The following is a 15,881-nucleotide window of genomic DNA, read 5'->3' on the forward strand; positions in this document are numbered from 1 at the left end:
AGAAAGGGATCCCCATGACGACGAGGACCTGGTCCACGGCAGCGATGCTGGGCCTGACGGCGCTGGTGGCCACGGCCTGCGGCGGTGATCCCGACCTCAGTGACGCCGGCGGGGCCGGCGGCGGTGGCGGGAGCGCGGGTGGCGGGTCCATCGGCGAGGAGTTCGACCTCTCCGGCGCCTCGTTCACCGTCGGCTCGAAGGAGTTCACCGAGTCCCAGCTCCTCGGCCAGATCACCATCGCCGCGCTGCAGGCCGCCGGGGCCGACGTCGCCGACCAGACCGGGCTGACCGGCACCGACACGGTGCGGGCCGCCCTGGAGAGCGGTGACATCGACATGTACTGGGAGTACACGGGGACCGGCTGGGTCAACATCCTCGGCAACACCACCGAGGACCTCCCGGAGGACCTCTACTCGGCGGTGGCCGAGGCCGATGCCGCCAACGGCGTGGCCTGGCTCGAGCCGGCCCCGTTCGAGGACACCTACCGCATCGCCACCACGGCCCAGTTCGCCGAGGAGAACGGTCTGGAGACGACGAGCGACGTCGCCGAGTTCGTGCAGGCCAACCCCGACCAGGGGACCCTGTGCGCGGCCAGCGAGTTCCTCAACCGGGACGACGGCCTGCCCGGCCTGCAGCAGGCGTACGGGTTCGAGTTCAGCGAGGTCGTGGAGCTCGACCTGGGGCTGATCTACACGCAGGTCGGAGAGAGCTGCAACTTCGGTGAGGTCTTCTCCACCGATGCGCGGATCCTCTCCAACGACCTCGTCGTGCTCGAGGACGACCAGAACTTCTTCGTCCCCTACAACGGCGCGCTGACCGTCCGCCAAGAGGTGCTCGACGAGAACCCCGAGATCGCCGAGATCATGGCGCCGATCAGCGAGCAGCTCACCGACGACGTGATCACCGAGCTCAACTCCCAGGTGGACAACGAGGGCCAGGAGATCTCCGAGGTGGCCCAGGAGTTCCTCCGGGAGAACGGCTTCATCGACTGAGGGGGCGTGCCCGCGGTGCGGGCGGGGCCCGGGGTGTCGTCCCTCGGCTCCGCCCGCACCCGGAGGTCGCGGGCGGCTCAGGCGACCTGACCGAGCCGCCCGGCGGCCCACGTGCCGGCCACCGCCGCGACGTGGGCGACCATCTCCGGCTCGGCCACGCCGGCCAGGACGGCCTCCAGCGGCCGGTCGCCGGCGGAGGGCCAGTGCTCGGCCAGCGCCCGGTCGACGAGGTCCCCGATGCCGGTGCCCTCGTCGAACTGCGCCTTGGTCCGCCAGACGATCTCCGGCGGCAGCAGGTCGGCGACCGCCTCGCGCAGGACCCACTTCTCCGGGCCGCCGGGCGGCAGCGCGAGGTCGACCGGGACCTGCAGGGCCGTGTCGACGAAGTCCAGGTCCAAGAAGGGGACCCGGGCCTCGAGGCTGTGCGCCATCGTCATCCGGTCGACCCGTTGCAGGTTGATGGCGTGCATCGCACCGAGGGAACGCCGCAGCTCGGCGTGCAGCAGCTCCCTGGGGACCTCGGTGTGGTAGCGGTAACCCGCGAACAGCTCGTCGGCGCCCTCCCCGGTGAGCACCACCTTGACGTGCCGGGCCGCGAGCTCGGCGACGAACCAGGTCGGTACGGCGCTGCGGACCAGGTCGGGATCGGTGGACTCCAGCGACCAGACGATGCGGGGCAGCGCCTCCGCGATCTCCGCCGGGTCGACCACCCGCTCGTGGTGGACGGTCCCGAGGTGCTCCGCCACCTGGCGGGCGGCGGCCAGGTCCGGGCTGCCCGGGAGCCCCACGGCGAAGGTGTCCAGCCGCGGCACGCGCCGGGCGAGGAGGGCGCAGATGGCACTGGAGTCCAGCCCGCCGGAGAGGAATGCGCCCACGGGCACGTCAGCCATCAGGTGGCGGTCCACCGAGCGCTCCAGGGCGGTCCGCACCGACCGGACGTGCGCAGCCGCCGGCCGTGCCTGCGGCTGCGGGTCGGGGATCGCGCCGAAGCGGGAGACGCCGCTGCGCGAGGACCACAGCGTCCCGGGCGCCAGGGGCCGGACCTCGCGGGTGCCCGGCGGGAATGCCTTGACCTCGGAGGCGAACACGGTGTCCGCGCCGCGCCGGCCCAGGTAGAGGGGCTTGATGCCCACGGGGTCCCGGCCGAGAAGCAGCTCGCCGTCCCGCTGCACCGCGAAGGCGAACATGCCGCGCAACCGGGCAGCCGCGGCAGTGTCGGCGGCGAGGTCGGCGGCGAGGTCGGCGGCGAGGTCGGCCGGACCGCCGGGGTCCCGCCCGCCGAGCAGGTGCAGCACCACCTCGCTGTCCGAGCCGGTCCGCCAGGGCCGGCCGGCCAGCTCCCGGCGAAGGTCGGGGGCGTTGTAGATCTCGCCGTTCACCACGACGACGACCTCGAAGTGACCGGAGCGGTCGACGATCGGTTGCGCCCCGCGCTCCGGGTCCACGATCGACAAGCGCCGGTGGCCGAGCACCGACCGCCCGGCCTCGTGCAGCCCCGCGTCGTCGGGCCCCCGGTGGGCGAGCGCCACCGTCATGGCCGCGACGTCCCCGGGCGGTACCGCGCCCCACCCTCCCGCGATCCCGCACACCCCGACAGCCCCTCCCCGACCGGTGGAGCACCGGGTCTCGCCCGACGGTAGGCCGGTCGGGCACCCGGCGCGCGCCGGCCGCGGGAGGGGGATGCCGACTCGTGACCACCCGGTAACCGCGTCGACCCCTGGCCGGCGGGACCGACCGCCATCCTGTGCGCTGCGCTGCGCCCCTCGGGCGCCGGGGACGGGGGGGCCGTGGAGGCAGTGGTCTGGCAGGGCAGCGGTGAGGCGTGGCCCGGGGTTCCGTGGGGACTGCCGATCGAGCGGCGGCTGGCCCAGCTGGGCTGGCGGGTCACGCTCGTCCCCTGGGACGACGAGGGCGGCGGGCACCGGGGCCGGCCGGACGTCCTCCACGTGTTCAGCGGCGGGCTGGAGCCGGTCTCGTCCGGGTCACCGGCCATGGCCGCCCGGCTGGCCACCGTCGCGGCCGCGCTGGAGGCCGCCGCACGTGACCGCTGCTCGGTGGTCGGGATCTGCCTGGGTGCGCAGATGATCGCCACGGTTGCCGCGGGCCTCGCCCCGCAGCCGGTCGGTGGCGGCGGCGAGGCCGGCCTCACCGCGCTGCGAGGGCACACCCCCGGGACGCCGGACCTGGTGGTGGCCACCGCCCACGTGGCCGAGGTGCCGGCCGCCCTCCTCACCCGGCCCGGCGTGCGGCACCTGTGGAGCAACCCGGTCACCACCGTGCAGGGCTTCGCGCTGGGCGAGCGGGTCGTCGGGGTGCAGTTCCACCCCGAGTTCTCGGCACAGGAGGGCCGGTGGGCGGCGCGGTCCTTCCGGACGGCGCTGGGTGCCCCACCGGCCCGAGCCCCTGCACGGGACGTCGACCCGGCGCGCGCTGCGCGCGGTGCTGCACGAGGCCGCGGCGTCCTGGTCGGCCCGCGCGGCCGGGGTTCCGGGTCCGGTGGTCCTACTCCCCGCGGCGGCGGAGCCCCGTGCCGCCACCGGTGCAGCGGCGGTCCTCGCGGCGGTCTGACCGGGCGGCCGGGTGCACGCGAGCTGCGGAGGGTGCGGCTCCTCCCTCGGGGGGAGAGCACCCGACCGGGGGCTCAGCGCGGACCACCCGGTTCCCGATCCTCCTCCCGTGACCGAGAGCCCCGAGCCCGAGGACCGCGCGGCGGTGCTGGCCGAGCTGACCCGCCGGCCGCGCTCCGTCCTGACCGCCCTCGCACCCGACGGCGTCGTGCTGCCCGTCCCCGACTCGCTCGGCGTGCCCGCCGAGCGGGTCCTCGCCGCACCGGCGGAGCGGGCCACCCTGCTCGACGCCATCGTCCCCGCCGACCGGCTCGCGGTGGCCGAGGCCTGGGAGCGCACCGCCCGGCGCGGCATGGGCATGACCACCGTGCACACCGTCGAGGACCCTGATCAGCAGCTGACGCTGACCTTCCTCGACGTCCGCGACGACCACGGCGTCCTCGTCGGCGTCTTCGACCCGGTCGACCCCGGGGCGCTGGACCACGAGGTGGAGCGGCCCGCGGAGGTCGTCACGGTGTCCCGGCGGCCGCGGACGGCGACCGTCCGCAAGAACCTCACCGCCGTCGCGACCGGCTGCGACGCCCGGACCACCGGCATGCTGGGCTGGACCGAGGACGAGCTGGTCGGCCGGCGCACCACCGAGTTCCTCCACCCGGACGACGTCGACCGCGCGGTCGCCGGCTGGATGGAGCTGCTGGCCTCCCGGGACACCCAGCGGATCCGGCTGCGGCACCGCCGCAGCGACGGCAGCTGGGCCTGGCTGGAGCTGGAGAACCGCTACGTCGCGGCGGACGACTCCGCCGACGCCTCGGTGCTCACCGAGATGACCGACATCTCCGACGAGATGGCCGCGCAGGAGGCGCTGCACCGGTCGGAGCGGCTGCTGCGCCGGCTGGCCGAGTCCGTGCCGCTGGGCGTGCTGCAGCTGACCACCGCCGGCGGGGTCGTCTTCGCCAACGCCCGGCTGGCCGGCCTGCTCGGTGTCCCCGAGGTCACCGGCCTGGCCGACCTCGAGGGGGCGCTTCCCGAGCCGTCGCGGGCGGTGCTGGCCGCGGCGCTGCGCTCGACCCTCGAGGACCGCGAGGCCGGCGAGCTGGAGCTCGCGCTGCGCCTGCCGGGCAGCGGCGCCGACCGGGTGGTGGCGGTGACCCTGGCGCCGCTCAGCGACGAGGAGGGCACGCCGGGTGCGCTGCTGTGCCTGGCCGACGTGACCGAGAGCTCGCGCATGCGCGGCGAGCTCACCGAGCGCGCCACCCGGGACGCGCTCACCGGGTGCCACAACCGGGCGGCGACCCTGGCCGCGCTCGCCACCGCGCTGGAGGGCACCGCGGTGGAGGGCACCGCGCTGACCGCCGTGGTCTTCGTCGACCTCGACGACTTCAAGCCGGTCAACGACCGCTACGGGCACGCGGCCGGGGACGCCGTCCTGCGGCTGACCGCCGAGCGGCTGGCCGGCGTGCTGCGGCGGGGGGACGTGGTCGGCCGGATGGGCGGTGACGAGTTCCTGCTGGTCGCCCCGGGGCTGGAGTCGGCCGCTGCGGCCGCCGCGCTGGGGCGGCGGGTGCGCGAGGAGCTCGCCCGCCCCGCCGTGCTGGCGCACGGCCCGGTGAGCGTGCGGGCCAGCATCGGCGTCGCGGTGGCCGAGCGCGGCACCGCGCCGGAGGCGCTCGTGCACCGGGCCGACGAGGCGATGTACGCCGCCAAGCGGGCCGGCCGGGGCGGTGTCGTCCTGGCCGGGACGGCGGACGCCACCCGCTGACCCCGCCCCGGGCCGGCGGGGGTCAGCCGCGGGGGTGGCCGCGGTAGTCGCCGACGCTCCAGGCGTTGCCCTCCGGGTCGCGGACCGAGAACTCCTCGCCGCCGTAGGGGACGTCGGCCAGCGGGCGGGTGACCGCCGCACCGGCGGCGACCACGCGGTCCCACACGGCGGCGACGTCGTCGGTGACGAGGTACGCGCCGGTGGTCCCCGGCCGCACCGGCCAGCCGCCGTCCTCGCGGACCGAGCCGAGCATCACGCCACCGCCCGGCGGCCAGGCCAGCTCGGCGTGGGCGACCAGGTCGCCGTCCCGGACCACGAGGGTCTCCTCGAACCCGAGGACGTCGACCAGCCAGCGGATCAGGGCGGGGGCGTCGGCCGCGCGGAAGGCGGGCCACACGGTGGGGGGTGGGGTCGCTGTCATGCCGCCGACCCTGCCGGGCGGGCGGGGGCCGCGTCTTGGACGAATCCGAGCTCGGCGGCCAGCCAGCGGGTGGGGGAGAGCCCGCTGAAGGCCCGCCAGTCCCGGGTCAGGTGCGACTGGTCGGCGTACCCGGCCGCAACGGAGAGCGCGGCGAGGTCCGGGGCGCCGCCCCGGGCCACCCGGCCGGCCAGCGCCCGGCGGGCCCGGTCGAAGCGGACCACCCGGGCGACCTCCTTGGGCCCCAGCCCGGTCTCCGCGCGGAACCGGTGCGCGAGGTGGCGTTCGGACCACCCGACCCGGGCGGCCAGCTCGGCCACCCGCAGCCGGCCCCCCGAGGCCAGGGTGAGCCGCCAGGCCTCGGCGACCTCGGGGGCCGGGCCCGCCACCGGCCGGGCCGCCCGCAGCAGCAGCTCCTCCAGGACGGCGAAGCGGGCCGGCCACCCGCGCGCGGCCCGGACCCGGTCCAGGACCTCCGCCGCGGGCCCGGGGCCGAGGACGTCGTCGAGCCCCACGTCCACGGAGGCCAGCTCCGCCGCCGGGGTACCGAGCAGGGCCCGCGCACCGAGCGGGGTCAGGCCGAGCTGCACGCCCTCCTGCCGGCCGGGGTGGGCGATGAGGGCCGGCCGGGTGTGCAGCCCGCCGACGACCGTGTCGAAGCGGCCCGGGGGCTGGCCCGGGTCGGCGTGCGCGACCACCTCCAGCGGCGCGTCGAGCGGCAGGACCAGGGTGAGGGACGGCGAGGGCAGCCCGCGGTGGACGGCGGGCGGCAACCCCTCCTGCCGGTAGCCCACCGCCTCGGCGACCAGCCCGCGCAGGGCCGGGTGCGGCCGGTGCACGACGAACTCGCTGGTCACCGCCCGAGGATGGCACCCCGGGAGGCGCCGTTCCAGGCGTCCGCCCGCCGGGGCGGTCAGCGCTCGACGTGCTCCAGGAACCGCCGCAGCGTCTCGAGGAAGACCTCGGGCTGCTCCGAGTGCACCCAGTGACCGGCGTTCTTGACCCGCACGAGCCGGGTGCCGGGGCACAGCCGGTCCATCCGGTCGCGGTCCTCGGGCAGCACGTAGTGCGAGTTCGCGCCGGCGATCCACAGCACCGGGCCGTCGTAGCGCGCCCCGGGCGGCGGCTCGGGGAACCCCCGCAGCGCCTCCAGGTCCCGCTCGAGCACCTCCAGGTTCAGCCGCCAGCGCCAGCCGCCGTCCGCCCCGACCCCGTCCCGCACCAGCGACTGCAGGAGGAACGAGCGCACCATCCGGCTCGGGACGGCGGTGCGCAGCGCCGCATCGGCGTCCTCCCGGCTCTCCAGTGCGTCGAGGTCGAGGGCGCGCATCGCGGCGATGAAGGCGGCGAACGGCGCGCCCTCCTCGTCCGGGTCGTCGGTGCGGCCGCCGGAGACCGGGTACTCGGTCGGCGCAACGTCCACGACGACGAGCGCGCGCAGCAGGTCGGGGGAGCGCAGCGCCAGCTGGAGGGCGACCTTGCCGCCCATCGAGTGCCCGACCAGGGTGACCGGTTCCCCGTACGACGCCAGCTCGACGGCGACCATCCCGGCCATGTCGACGTAGTCGACCCGCTCGGTCCAGGGGGAGTGGCCGTGGTTGGGCAGGTCGAGCAAGGTCACCCGGTGGTCGCCGGCCAGCCCCTTGGCGATCGTCGTCCAGTTGCGGCCCTGGCCGAACAGGCCGTGGACGAACACCACCCGCGGTCCGGAGTCCCCGAGCGTCCGCGCCGCCAGCCGTTCGTCCTCGCTCACCGGCCCATCGAAGCAGCCCGCCGCGGCCGGTGACCGGCGGGCGAGTGGGTCGGTCAGCCGCCGGTGGGCGCGCCGCGGTGCACGGTGTCCCCCCAACCGACATCCGGCGCTCGGGGATGTCCGGCAGGAGGACACCGATCGGGGGACCCCGACCGGGGGGACTCAGCCGCCGGTGAGCACCGTGGTCGTGCCCGTGGCGCGGTCCCACCGGATGGCACCGCCCTCGAAGTCGCTGCGCCGGCCGCCGGGCACCTCGTACTCCCCGCTCACCGGGTAGCCGAGCACCCCCTGCTCCCGGGCCAGCGCCGTCCACCGGTCGTGGATCGCCCCGTACACCTCGTGCGCGCCGAGGTCCGGCCGCCAGTAGACGCCGCCCCCGCCGGTGCCGGTGAACTCCTGGTACCGCCCGCGACCGTCCGGTGTCGGCAGCTCCCCGGTCCAGGGGTAGCCGAGCACCCCCTGCTCGCGGGCCAGCGCCGTCCACCGGTCGTGGATGCCGCCGTAGACCTCGTGCGCCCCGGTCTGCGGCGTCCAGTGCACCGTGCCCCCGCCGGACCCGGCGAACTCGTTGTAGCGCCCCCGACCGTCGGGGGTCGAGAGCTCGCCGGTCAGCGGGTGACCCAGCGGCCCGGCCGCGCCGCCGAGCGCCCGGTACCGCGCGCCGATGGCCCCGTACACCTCGTGCGTACCGGTGGTCGGGGAGGAGACGATGTCACCGTTCCAGAAGCCCTGGAAGGCGCCGACGCCGATCCCGGTCGGCTGCTCCCACGTCACCGGGGGGCCGAGCACGCCGCCCTCCGCGCCCAGCGCGCGGTAGCGGGCCTCGATGCCCGACCAGGCCACCGGGACCCCCCAGCGGCGCCCCACCTCCTCGCGCTCGGCGATCGTCGGCCAGACGTTGGCCCGGCAGCCCTGCAGCGAGATGGACTGCTGCTGCATCACCCAGGCGGTCCGGCCCGGCGTCGGGCAGTCGGTGTGCCCGAGGCCGAGCCAGTGCCCGACCTCGTGGAGGAGCACGTACCGCTGGTACTCCGCCAGGCCGTGCGGCCAGGAGGCGGTGCCCAGCCGCCACCGCTCGTCGTTGACGTACACCGTGCGGCCCACCCGGCAGCTCCAGGTGGCGCTGCAGCCGGGGGAAGCGGCGGCGACGACCGCGGGGGAGGCCAGCACGAGGTCGAAGTCGCCGCCCCCGGCCACCTCCTGGAACGCCAGCGTGCCCCCGAGAGCCCAGCCCCGGGCGTCCGCCAGCGTCTCCCGGGCCACGGCGGCGAACCGGCCCAGGTCGCCCTGCACCGCACCCCGGCTGGAGACGGTGTAGGTGATCGTCCGCTCGGCGGACGACGCCGGCGCGCCCGCGAGCAGCCCGGCGACCAGGAGGAGCAGGAGGACGGCGGGCACGAGCGCCAGGCGGGCGGTGCGGGGCATGCGGCTCCTCGCGGCACGGGCGCCGGAGGCGGCGCGCGTGCGCGTCGATCGACGTCGTGGCCGGCGGAGTTCCCCCGGCTCCGGGCCCGGTGACCGTATCTCCCGGCCGGCGGCCGGTGCACGTGTCGATCCGGTGAACGGTGCGCCTGCCCGGGGCCGTCGCACCCGGCGTCTACCGTCCCGCCGGACCCGAGGGAGGACCATGCCCGGACGGCGCCGGCGGACGGCCCGCAGCAGCACCCGCAGCGCGATGACCCCCACCCGCCGCCGGGCAGCGGCCGGGCGCCCGGCGGCGAAGGCCGCCCCGGAGCGGCCGGTCGCCGGGCCGGGGGAGCGGGTGTGGGTGCTCGCCGTCCCGTTCCGCGCCCCGGCCCCGGGGGCGCAGTGGCGGGCCGACCTGCAGGCGCACGTGTGGGTCGGCCGGGAGCTGCCCCCGGAGCTGGCCGGCTACGACCCGCCGCCGTACAGCGCCGAGCGGTACCTCGAGGACGAGCTCAACGCGGTCCCCCGTCCGCTGCCCCCCGCCCGGCCCCTGACCCCGCGGCCGCAGCAGGTCGAGGGGGCCGCGGCCATCGCCGCCTCGGCCGCGGCGGGCGACCGCGTCTTCCTGCTCGGCGACGACCCCGGGGTGGGCAAGACGGGCACCGCGGTGCTCGCCGCCCGGGCGGTGTGCGCGGCCCGCGGCGGGTCGCGGGTGCTGGTGGTGGCCGACCGGCCCGCCGCCATCACCGTCCCGCACTGGACGCGGTCGATCGCCGGTTTCGGCGACGGCGGGCTGCGCTGGTGCGTGACCACCTGGGACCGGCTGGCCAAGGTCCGCGCCTCCCGCTTCGACGTCGTCGTCGCCGACGAGGCGCACATGGTCCGGCACACCACGACCCAGCGGTGGAAGCACTGGAAGGCCGTCTCCGGCGGCGGCCGGGCGACGGGCGCCCCGTTCGTCGTCGCCGCGACCGCCACCCCCGCGCACAGCCCGCTGGAGCTGCCCTACCTGGCACCGCAGCTGGCCCGGCGGGCGGGCGAGCCGCTGCGCGCCTGGGCCGACCTGCCCACCCGGCTGGCGGCGCACGGGTTCCACGTGGAACGCGGCCGCTACGGCTGGGCCTGGACCGAGGACCCGGACGAGCGGCGCGCCGACCTGACCCGCCTGCAGCAGTGGCTCGCCGGCGGCGACCCGCCCGCGGCGCTGCACCGCCCCGCCCCCTGGGGCCCGGTGTCGGTGACCGGCACCCCGGTCGCGCTCACCCCGGCCGAGCGGGCGGCCTACGAGTCGGGGTGGCAGGAGTTCCGGGCGGAGATGCGGCTGGCCCGCCGCGCCCGGCAGAGCGCCCGCGGCCGCGCGGCGCTGCTGCGGTTCCGGCAGAAGGCCGGGTTGATCCGCGTGCAGGCCACCGTCGACTGGGTCCGGGCGCAGGTCGAGGCCGGCCGGCAGGTCGCGGTGTCGGTGGAGTTCGTCGAGACCGCCGCCGACCCGATCCGCGCGGCGCTGGAGGACGCCGGCATCGCCGTCGCCTGCATCTACGGCCGCGACCGGTTCGATGTCGAGGCCGAGCGGCTGCGGTTCCAGCGCGGGCAGGCCCCGGTGTGCGTGTTCACCGTGACGGCGTCGATCAGCCTGCACGCCGGCGAGCTGCTGCCCGACGGCTCGTCGGCGTCCGGCGCACCGCGCGTCGGGCTGTTCCACCAGCCGCGGTTCTCCGGCATCCAGGCCCGGCAGGTCAGCGGCCGCACCCACCGCGACGGGCGGGTCTCACCGTGGCGGGTCGCCTTCGCCGAGGACACCGTGGAGGAGCAGGTCGCCCGCGTGATGGTCGAGCGGCTGGCGGTCAGCGGGTCGACGGCGGGCGCGGACACGTCCTCCCTGCGGGAGATCGCCGAGCTGCTCGACGCCGACTGGCTGCCGCAGGCCGCGCTCACCGACGCCTGAGCGCGGCCGACGGGAGCGGTGCCGGGATCTCGTCCTCTGCGGGGCAGGCCCCCGGCCGGCGCGCCGAGCTCGCTACCGGACGGTCCGGTCGGACCGCTCGCGGACGCGGAAGCGGAGGATGGTGGCGTCGCCCGACCGCGAACTGCTGATCGGTTCCAGGTCCGTCCTCGCGACGCCCGGGGACGAGAAGCGGATGCCGTCGCCGAGCAGCACCGGCAGCACGTACACCAGGATCTCGTCGACGAGCCCCCGCTGCAGGCACTGGCCGGCCACGTCCGCGCCGAGGACCTCGAGGTCCTTGCCGCCGGCGGCGTCCAGTGCCGTGGCGACCGCTTCGCCGATGTCGCCGGTGAGGACCGTGACGTCCGGGTTCGGCGGCACCAGCGGCCGGTGGGTGAGGAGGAACAGGGGCCCGGAGAACGGGTAGTCGCCACCGCCCGGGTTCTCGGCCGCCATCCGCTGGCCCACCTCCCACGTCCGCCGGCCGACGAGCATGGCACCGGTGGCCGCTGCGACCTCCGCGAGATCGTCCGGTGCCACGAAGTCGGCGAGAGCCCGATCGCCTCCCCAGTCCATGGAATGGCCGGGACCGGCGATGCAGCCGTCGAGCGACATGCACCGGTTCACGACGACCCTGCCGCTCATCTCACGACCGCCTTCCCCAGGTCATCACCGCAGGTCCCACCTCTCCCGAGCCGACGTCCGCTCCCGAGCCGACGTCCGCGAGACCCCGGCGCGCGGTCACGGTCCGGATCCTCCCGCCCCGCACCCTCCGGTGTCGATCATGGGGGAGCGGTCGCGGGACACGCCGTCGGCGGCGTGCCGCCGTGCACGACCCCCACGCTCGGCGCGGGCGCGGGCGCGGTGCCGTCGGCGCGGGCGCGGTGCCGTCGGCGCGGGCGCGGTGCCGTCGGCGCGGGCGCGGCGTCAGCGACCGGGCGCGGCACCGCCCGGGCCGCCGTCCCCGTCGGCGGGGACGACCGGCACACGGGTGACCGAGCCGTCGCCCGGCCCGCCGGCCAGGCGGCGCAGCAGCGCGGCGACGTCGACGCCGGTGAGGTCACCGGAGAGCTGCAGCCCCTGGGCCACGTTGGCGGCCACGGAGCGGCCGAGGGCCCCGGCGCCGTCGGCCGAGATGACGGTGATCTTGTCCACCGCCGACAGCGGCTCGGCGGCGGCCTGCACCACCTGGGGCAGCACCGTCACCAGCATCTCCAGGACGGCGGCCTCGCCGTACTTGGCGAAGGCCTCCGAGCGGGCGTCGAGCGCCTCGGCCTCGGCCTGGCCGCGGGCGAGGATCGCGGCTGCCTCGGCGGCGCCTTCCCGCTCCACGGCGTCGGCGATCGCCTGGCGGCGCAGCCGCTCGGCCTCACCGCGCTTGGCACCCTCGATCGCCTCGGCGTCGGCCAGGGCCGAGCGGTGCGCCCGCTCGCCCTCACCGGACAGCTTCGCCCGCTCGGCGGCGGCCTGGGCGGCGGCGATGGTGGCCTGCCGGTCGGCCTCGGCGGCGAGGATGGCCGCGTTCTTGCGCCCCTCGGCCTCCTGCTCGACCTTGTACCGCTGGGCGTCCGCCGGGCGGCGGACCTGGGTGTCGAGCTGCCGCTCGGTCAGCGCCGCCGTCCGGACGGCGACCTTCTCCTGCTCGGTGAGGACGGCCTGGTCCTGCGCCGCCTGGGCCAGCGGACCGGCCGCGGCCGCCCGGGCCTTGGCGGCGTCGATCTCCGCGTCGATCTCCGCCTGCTTGAGGGCCAGCTGACGCCGGGCGACGGCGATCGCCTCGTCGGCGAGGAACTGCTCCTGCTGGGAGGCCTGCCGGGCGCGGGCCTCGGCGATGCTGGCCTCCTTGAGCACCCGGGCGGCCTCGGGGCGGCCGAGGTCGGCCAGGTAGCTGCCCTCGGCCTGGATGTCCTGGAGCTGGAAGGTGTCGAGCACCAGGCCCTGCCCGGTGAGCGAGGACTCCGCCTCCTCGGCGACCGCCGAGGCGAACGCGGCGCGGTCGCGGATGATCTCCTCGATCGTCAGCCGGCCCACGATCGAGCGCAGGGCACCGGCGAGCACCTCCGAGGTGAAGGTGTCGATGCCCTCCTGCTGGTCGAGGAAGCGCTGCGCGGCGGCCCGGATGGAGTCCTCGGTGCCGCCGACCTTGACGATGGCCACGCCCTCGAGGTCGCACTTCACCCCCTGCTTGGAGACCGCACCGCGGATGCCCACCGGGATGCGCCGGCTGGAGAGGTCCATCGTGTGCAGCTTCTGCACCACGGGCAGCACGAACACGCTCGCCCCGAGCACGACCTTCTGCCCGGAGGCGTCCCGCGACGTGACCCCGGCGGCGCTGGTCACCTCCCGCCCCTGCCGGCCGGTGACGATGAACGCCTGGTTGGGCCCGGCGACCTTGATCCGGGAGAGCACGAACAGCACGAGCAGCAGCACCAGCAGCGCGATGCCGCCGATCGCCAGGGCCAGGGTCAGGGTCATGCGGTCTCGCCTCCGGGCTCGGGCAGGGGATCGGGTGCGGTGGAGACGACCTGGACGGCGGTCTCGCTGAGCGCCTCGACGACGTACACGGGGGTGCCGGCGACCAGCGGGCGGTCGCAGCGGGCGGCGAGCTTGACCTGCTGCCCGGTGACGGTGAGCCGGACCTCGCCGTAACCGGCGCCGGGCACGGCCGAGACCACCACGCCCTGCGCGCCGACCAGGTGGTGCCGGGTGGGCGTGGCGGTGGTGGGCATGGTCCGCAGCGCGCGGGAGAGCCGCACCGCCCCCTAGGCCAGCGGGACGGCGACGGCCAGGCCGGCCGCCAGGGGCAGCAGCACCGCTGCGGCGCCGGGGACGTCCGGCGGCAGCAGCGAGGCCGCCGCGGCGCCGCCGAAGCCGACCCCCCCGAGGAGCGCGGCGAGCGCCGGGACGGAGAACGGCCCGTCGGCTTCCCCGGCGAGGTCACCGACCTCACCGATGACGAGGGACAGCAGCAGGACGGCGAGGCCGAGGGCGCCCACGACGAGGAGGACGACCGCCACGCTGCCCCTTCCCGCCGTCGGTCCCCCGTCGGGGACCCTGGCAGCCGCGGCCGCCGGTCGCCACCGCCCCGCCGGACCGGCCGGTCCGCTTCACCCGCACGGAGGACACGACGGCGGGGGAGGCCGTCGCGGGCGGGCGGGGAGGATGGGGCCGGCACCGGGGATCGAGGAGGCGGCCGTGCGGCGGGAGGCGAGCGTCCTGCACCTGGACCTCGACGCGTTCTTCGCCGCGGTCGAGCAGCGGGACAAGCCCTCGCTGCGCGGCCGTCCCGTCGTGGTCGGCGGGACCGGGGGGCGCGGGGTGGTGGCCACGGCGTCCTACGAGGCGCGGGCGTACGGGGCCCGCTCGGCGATGTCCACCGCCGAGGCGCGGCGCCGCTGCCCGCCGGGGACGGCGTTCCTCGGCGGCCGGTTCGGTGCCTACCGGCGGACGTCGGACGTCGTCATGGCCCTGCTGCGCCAGGTGTCCCCGCTGGTGGAGCCGGTCTCGCTCGACGAGGCCTACGTCGACCTGGCCGCGACCGGCCCCGGCCAGCCGGGCCACGACCTCTCCGTCGCGGGGGTGACGGCGCTCGGCCGGGAGCTCAAGGCCCGCATCGCCGAGGCCACCGGCGGGGTGACCGGGTCGGTCGGCATCGGGTCGTCGAAGCTGATGGCCAAGATCGGCTCGGACCTGCAGAAGCCCGACGGGCTGGTCGTCGTCCCCCCGGGCGGGGAGCTGGCGGTGCTGCACCCGCTGCCGGTCACCCGGCTGGGCGGGGTCGGCCCGGCGACCGCCGAGCGGCTGCGCCAGGTGGGGGTGCGCACGGTGGCCGACCTGGCCGCGAAGTCGCTGGCCGACCTGGTGGCGCTCGCCGGGCGGGCCCACGGCGCCGGCCTGCACGCCCTGGCGCGGGCCGAGGACGACCGCCCGGTGGTCGCGGAGCGGGAGGCCAAGTCGATCTCGCAGGAGGAGACCTTCGAGCGCGACCTCACCGACCTCGGCGTCCTCGGCCGGGAGATCGACTCGATGGCCGCCCGGGTCGCCGGGCGGCTGCGCACCGCCGCCCTGTCGGGGCGCACCGTCACGCTCAAGCTGCGCCGCTACGACTTCACCACGCTGACCCGGTCGCAGACCCTGCCCCAGCCGACCGACGACCCCCGCGTGGTGGCCGGGATCGCCCGCCGGCTGCTCGCCGAGGCGGGGACCGGTGGCGGGTTGCGGCTGCTGGGCGTCGGCGTCTCGGGGTTGTCCCCCTACGCCCAGGGCGAGCTGTTCGGCGGGTCCGACGAGGTCCCGGCCGAGCCCGCGAACGGCACCCCGGGGACCGGCGCCCCCGACGGCGAGGTCGCCCCCGGCGTCGAGGCCGCGGAGGACCCGCCGTCCCCGGCGGACCGGCGCTGGTGGCCGGGCCAGGACGTCCGCCACGACGAGCTGGGCCCGGGCTGGGTGTGGGGCCGGGGGCTGGGCCGGGTGACCGTGCGGTTCGAGGGCCCGCTGACCGCACCCGGTCCGGTGCGGACGCTGGCCGCCGACGACCCGGCGCTGCACCCGGCCGACCCCCCGGACTGGCGGGGTCCGCCTGCGGGCGGGGACGGCGGTCCCGGGCCGGTCAGCGGGCCAGGGCGACCCAGCCCCGGACCGTGAGGTCGCGGTCCACCGGGACGACGACCTGCTGACCGAACGCGGTGAGCAGGTGCACGGTGTAGAGACCGTCGTCGTCCACCTCGACGCGGTCGACCGCCGACCCCGGGTGCTCGGCCAGCGCGGCGGTCACCACGCGCACGGCCACCTCCGCCGCGGGGTCCCCGGGCAGGTCGGAGTCGAACGGCGGCAGCGAGGCCGACCGCATCCGCACCCGCCGACGGATCCTGCGCGCGGTGGTGCTGGTGCCCATGACGGCCTCCCGTCCTCGAGGACGGCCCCCGCTGGGCCGCCGGGACAGAGCCTGGGTGGTGAACCTGTGACCTTGCTGGGGATCACGTGGCAGATACCCGGGGATCCGCCCGCCCGCCCCGGCCGTGCAGCGATGCCGCAGGATCG

Annotated in this window: 14 protein-coding genes and 1 pseudogene; 5 read left to right on the forward strand and 10 right to left on the reverse strand. The window is 76.9% G+C overall.

Annotated features, from left to right (window positions below; all coding sequences use genetic code 11):
* Positions 1-14 precede the first annotated feature (14 nt).
* On the forward strand, positions 15-992 hold the full coding sequence (locus tag D0Z06_RS12865; protein ID WP_117377844.1) for a glycine betaine ABC transporter substrate-binding protein: 978 nt from the start codon (positions 15-17) through the stop codon (positions 990-992).
* A gap of 77 nt (positions 993-1,069) precedes the next feature.
* Here the strand turns inward: D0Z06_RS12865 and asnB are convergent, their stop codons facing one another.
* Complete coding sequence (asnB, locus tag D0Z06_RS12870) at positions 1,070-2,581, reverse strand: asparagine synthase (glutamine-hydrolyzing) (RefSeq protein WP_199522291.1); 1,512 nt, start codon at positions 2,579-2,581, stop codon at positions 1,070-1,072.
* Between the two features lie 207 nt (positions 2,582-2,788).
* Between asnB and D0Z06_RS27140 the strand changes: the two are divergent.
* Together D0Z06_RS27140 and D0Z06_RS12880 are read left to right on the forward strand one after the other, a co-directional pair.
* Positions 2,789-3,280, forward strand: a pseudogene (locus D0Z06_RS27140) (glutamine amidotransferase-related protein); the annotation flags it as partial.
* Between the two features lie 388 nt (positions 3,281-3,668).
* Entirely contained in the window at positions 3,669-5,318 is a 1,650-nt protein-coding gene (locus D0Z06_RS12880) for a GGDEF domain-containing protein (protein ID WP_147332044.1), read from the forward strand.
* Between the two features lie 22 nt (positions 5,319-5,340).
* Here the strand turns inward: D0Z06_RS12880 and D0Z06_RS12885 are convergent, their stop codons facing one another.
* The 4 genes from D0Z06_RS12885 to D0Z06_RS12900 all read right to left on the reverse strand — a co-directional run bounded on the left by D0Z06_RS12885 (position 5,341) and on the right by D0Z06_RS12900 (position 8,914).
* The gene (locus tag D0Z06_RS12885) at positions 5,341-5,739 is read right to left on the reverse strand and encodes a VOC family protein (protein WP_117377847.1); all 399 of its coding nucleotides are present in this window, start codon (positions 5,737-5,739) and stop codon (positions 5,341-5,343) included.
* Positions 5,736-6,593: a helix-turn-helix domain-containing protein gene (locus D0Z06_RS26940; RefSeq protein ID WP_117377848.1), complete on the reverse strand. Its 858-nt coding sequence runs from the start codon at positions 6,591-6,593 to the stop codon at positions 5,736-5,738. Before D0Z06_RS26940 ends, D0Z06_RS12885 begins: the two co-directional genes overlap by 4 nt.
* A 56-nt stretch (positions 6,594-6,649) precedes the next feature.
* The gene (locus D0Z06_RS12895; RefSeq protein ID WP_117377849.1) at positions 6,650-7,489 is read right to left on the reverse strand and encodes an alpha/beta fold hydrolase; all 840 of its coding nucleotides are present in this window, start codon (positions 7,487-7,489) and stop codon (positions 6,650-6,652) included.
* A 162-nt stretch (positions 7,490-7,651) separates the two neighbouring features.
* Positions 7,652-8,914, reverse strand: a complete 1,263-nt coding sequence (locus D0Z06_RS12900; protein WP_158579978.1) for a DUF3152 domain-containing protein — start codon at positions 8,912-8,914, stop codon at positions 7,652-7,654.
* A gap of 202 nt (positions 8,915-9,116) precedes the next feature.
* On the opposite strand from D0Z06_RS12900, the gene D0Z06_RS12905 reads away from it, so the two are divergent.
* On the forward strand, positions 9,117-10,841 hold the full coding sequence (locus D0Z06_RS12905) for a DEAD/DEAH box helicase (RefSeq protein WP_117377851.1): 1,725 nt from the start codon (positions 9,117-9,119) through the stop codon (positions 10,839-10,841).
* A gap of 72 nt (positions 10,842-10,913) precedes the next feature.
* On the opposite strand, the gene D0Z06_RS12910 is transcribed toward D0Z06_RS12905, so the two are convergent.
* The 4 genes from D0Z06_RS12910 to D0Z06_RS25830 all read right to left on the reverse strand — a co-directional run bounded on the left by D0Z06_RS12910 (position 10,914) and on the right by D0Z06_RS25830 (position 13,858).
* Positions 10,914-11,486: a dihydrofolate reductase family protein gene (locus D0Z06_RS12910; RefSeq protein ID WP_117377852.1), complete on the reverse strand. Its 573-nt coding sequence runs from the start codon at positions 11,484-11,486 to the stop codon at positions 10,914-10,916.
* A 282-nt stretch (positions 11,487-11,768) separates the two neighbouring features.
* Positions 11,769-13,316, reverse strand: coding sequence for a flotillin family protein (locus tag D0Z06_RS12915; RefSeq protein WP_233517649.1), 1,548 nt, complete (start codon positions 13,314-13,316; stop codon positions 11,769-11,771).
* A complete protein-coding gene (locus D0Z06_RS25825; RefSeq protein WP_199522292.1) occupies positions 13,313-13,570 on the reverse strand; it encodes a hypothetical protein in 258 nt (85 codons plus the stop codon). The genes D0Z06_RS12915 and D0Z06_RS25825 overlap by 4 nt, the downstream gene beginning before the upstream one ends.
* A gap of 33 nt (positions 13,571-13,603) precedes the next feature.
* Positions 13,604-13,858 (reverse strand): hypothetical protein, encoded by a 255-nt coding sequence (locus D0Z06_RS25830; RefSeq protein WP_199522293.1) that lies wholly within the window; start codon positions 13,856-13,858, stop codon positions 13,604-13,606.
* A 178-nt stretch (positions 13,859-14,036) separates the two neighbouring features.
* Here D0Z06_RS25830 and D0Z06_RS12925 point away from each other — a divergent pair, with 178 nt between their 5' ends.
* Positions 14,037-15,485, forward strand: a complete 1,449-nt coding sequence (locus D0Z06_RS12925; RefSeq protein WP_117377940.1) for a DNA polymerase IV — start codon at positions 14,037-14,039, stop codon at positions 15,483-15,485.
* Here the strand turns inward: D0Z06_RS12925 and D0Z06_RS12930 are convergent.
* The gene (locus D0Z06_RS12930) at positions 15,451-15,735 is read right to left on the reverse strand and encodes a hypothetical protein (protein ID WP_117377853.1); all 285 of its coding nucleotides are present in this window, start codon (positions 15,733-15,735) and stop codon (positions 15,451-15,453) included. The two genes, D0Z06_RS12925 and D0Z06_RS12930, sit on opposite strands and share 35 nt — an antisense overlap.
* Between the last annotated feature and the right edge of the window lie 146 nt (positions 15,736-15,881).

Origin of the sequence: Geodermatophilus marinus (assembly GCF_003428645.1) — a bacterium.
Lineage (GTDB): Bacteria > Actinomycetota > Actinomycetes > Mycobacteriales > Geodermatophilaceae > Geodermatophilus.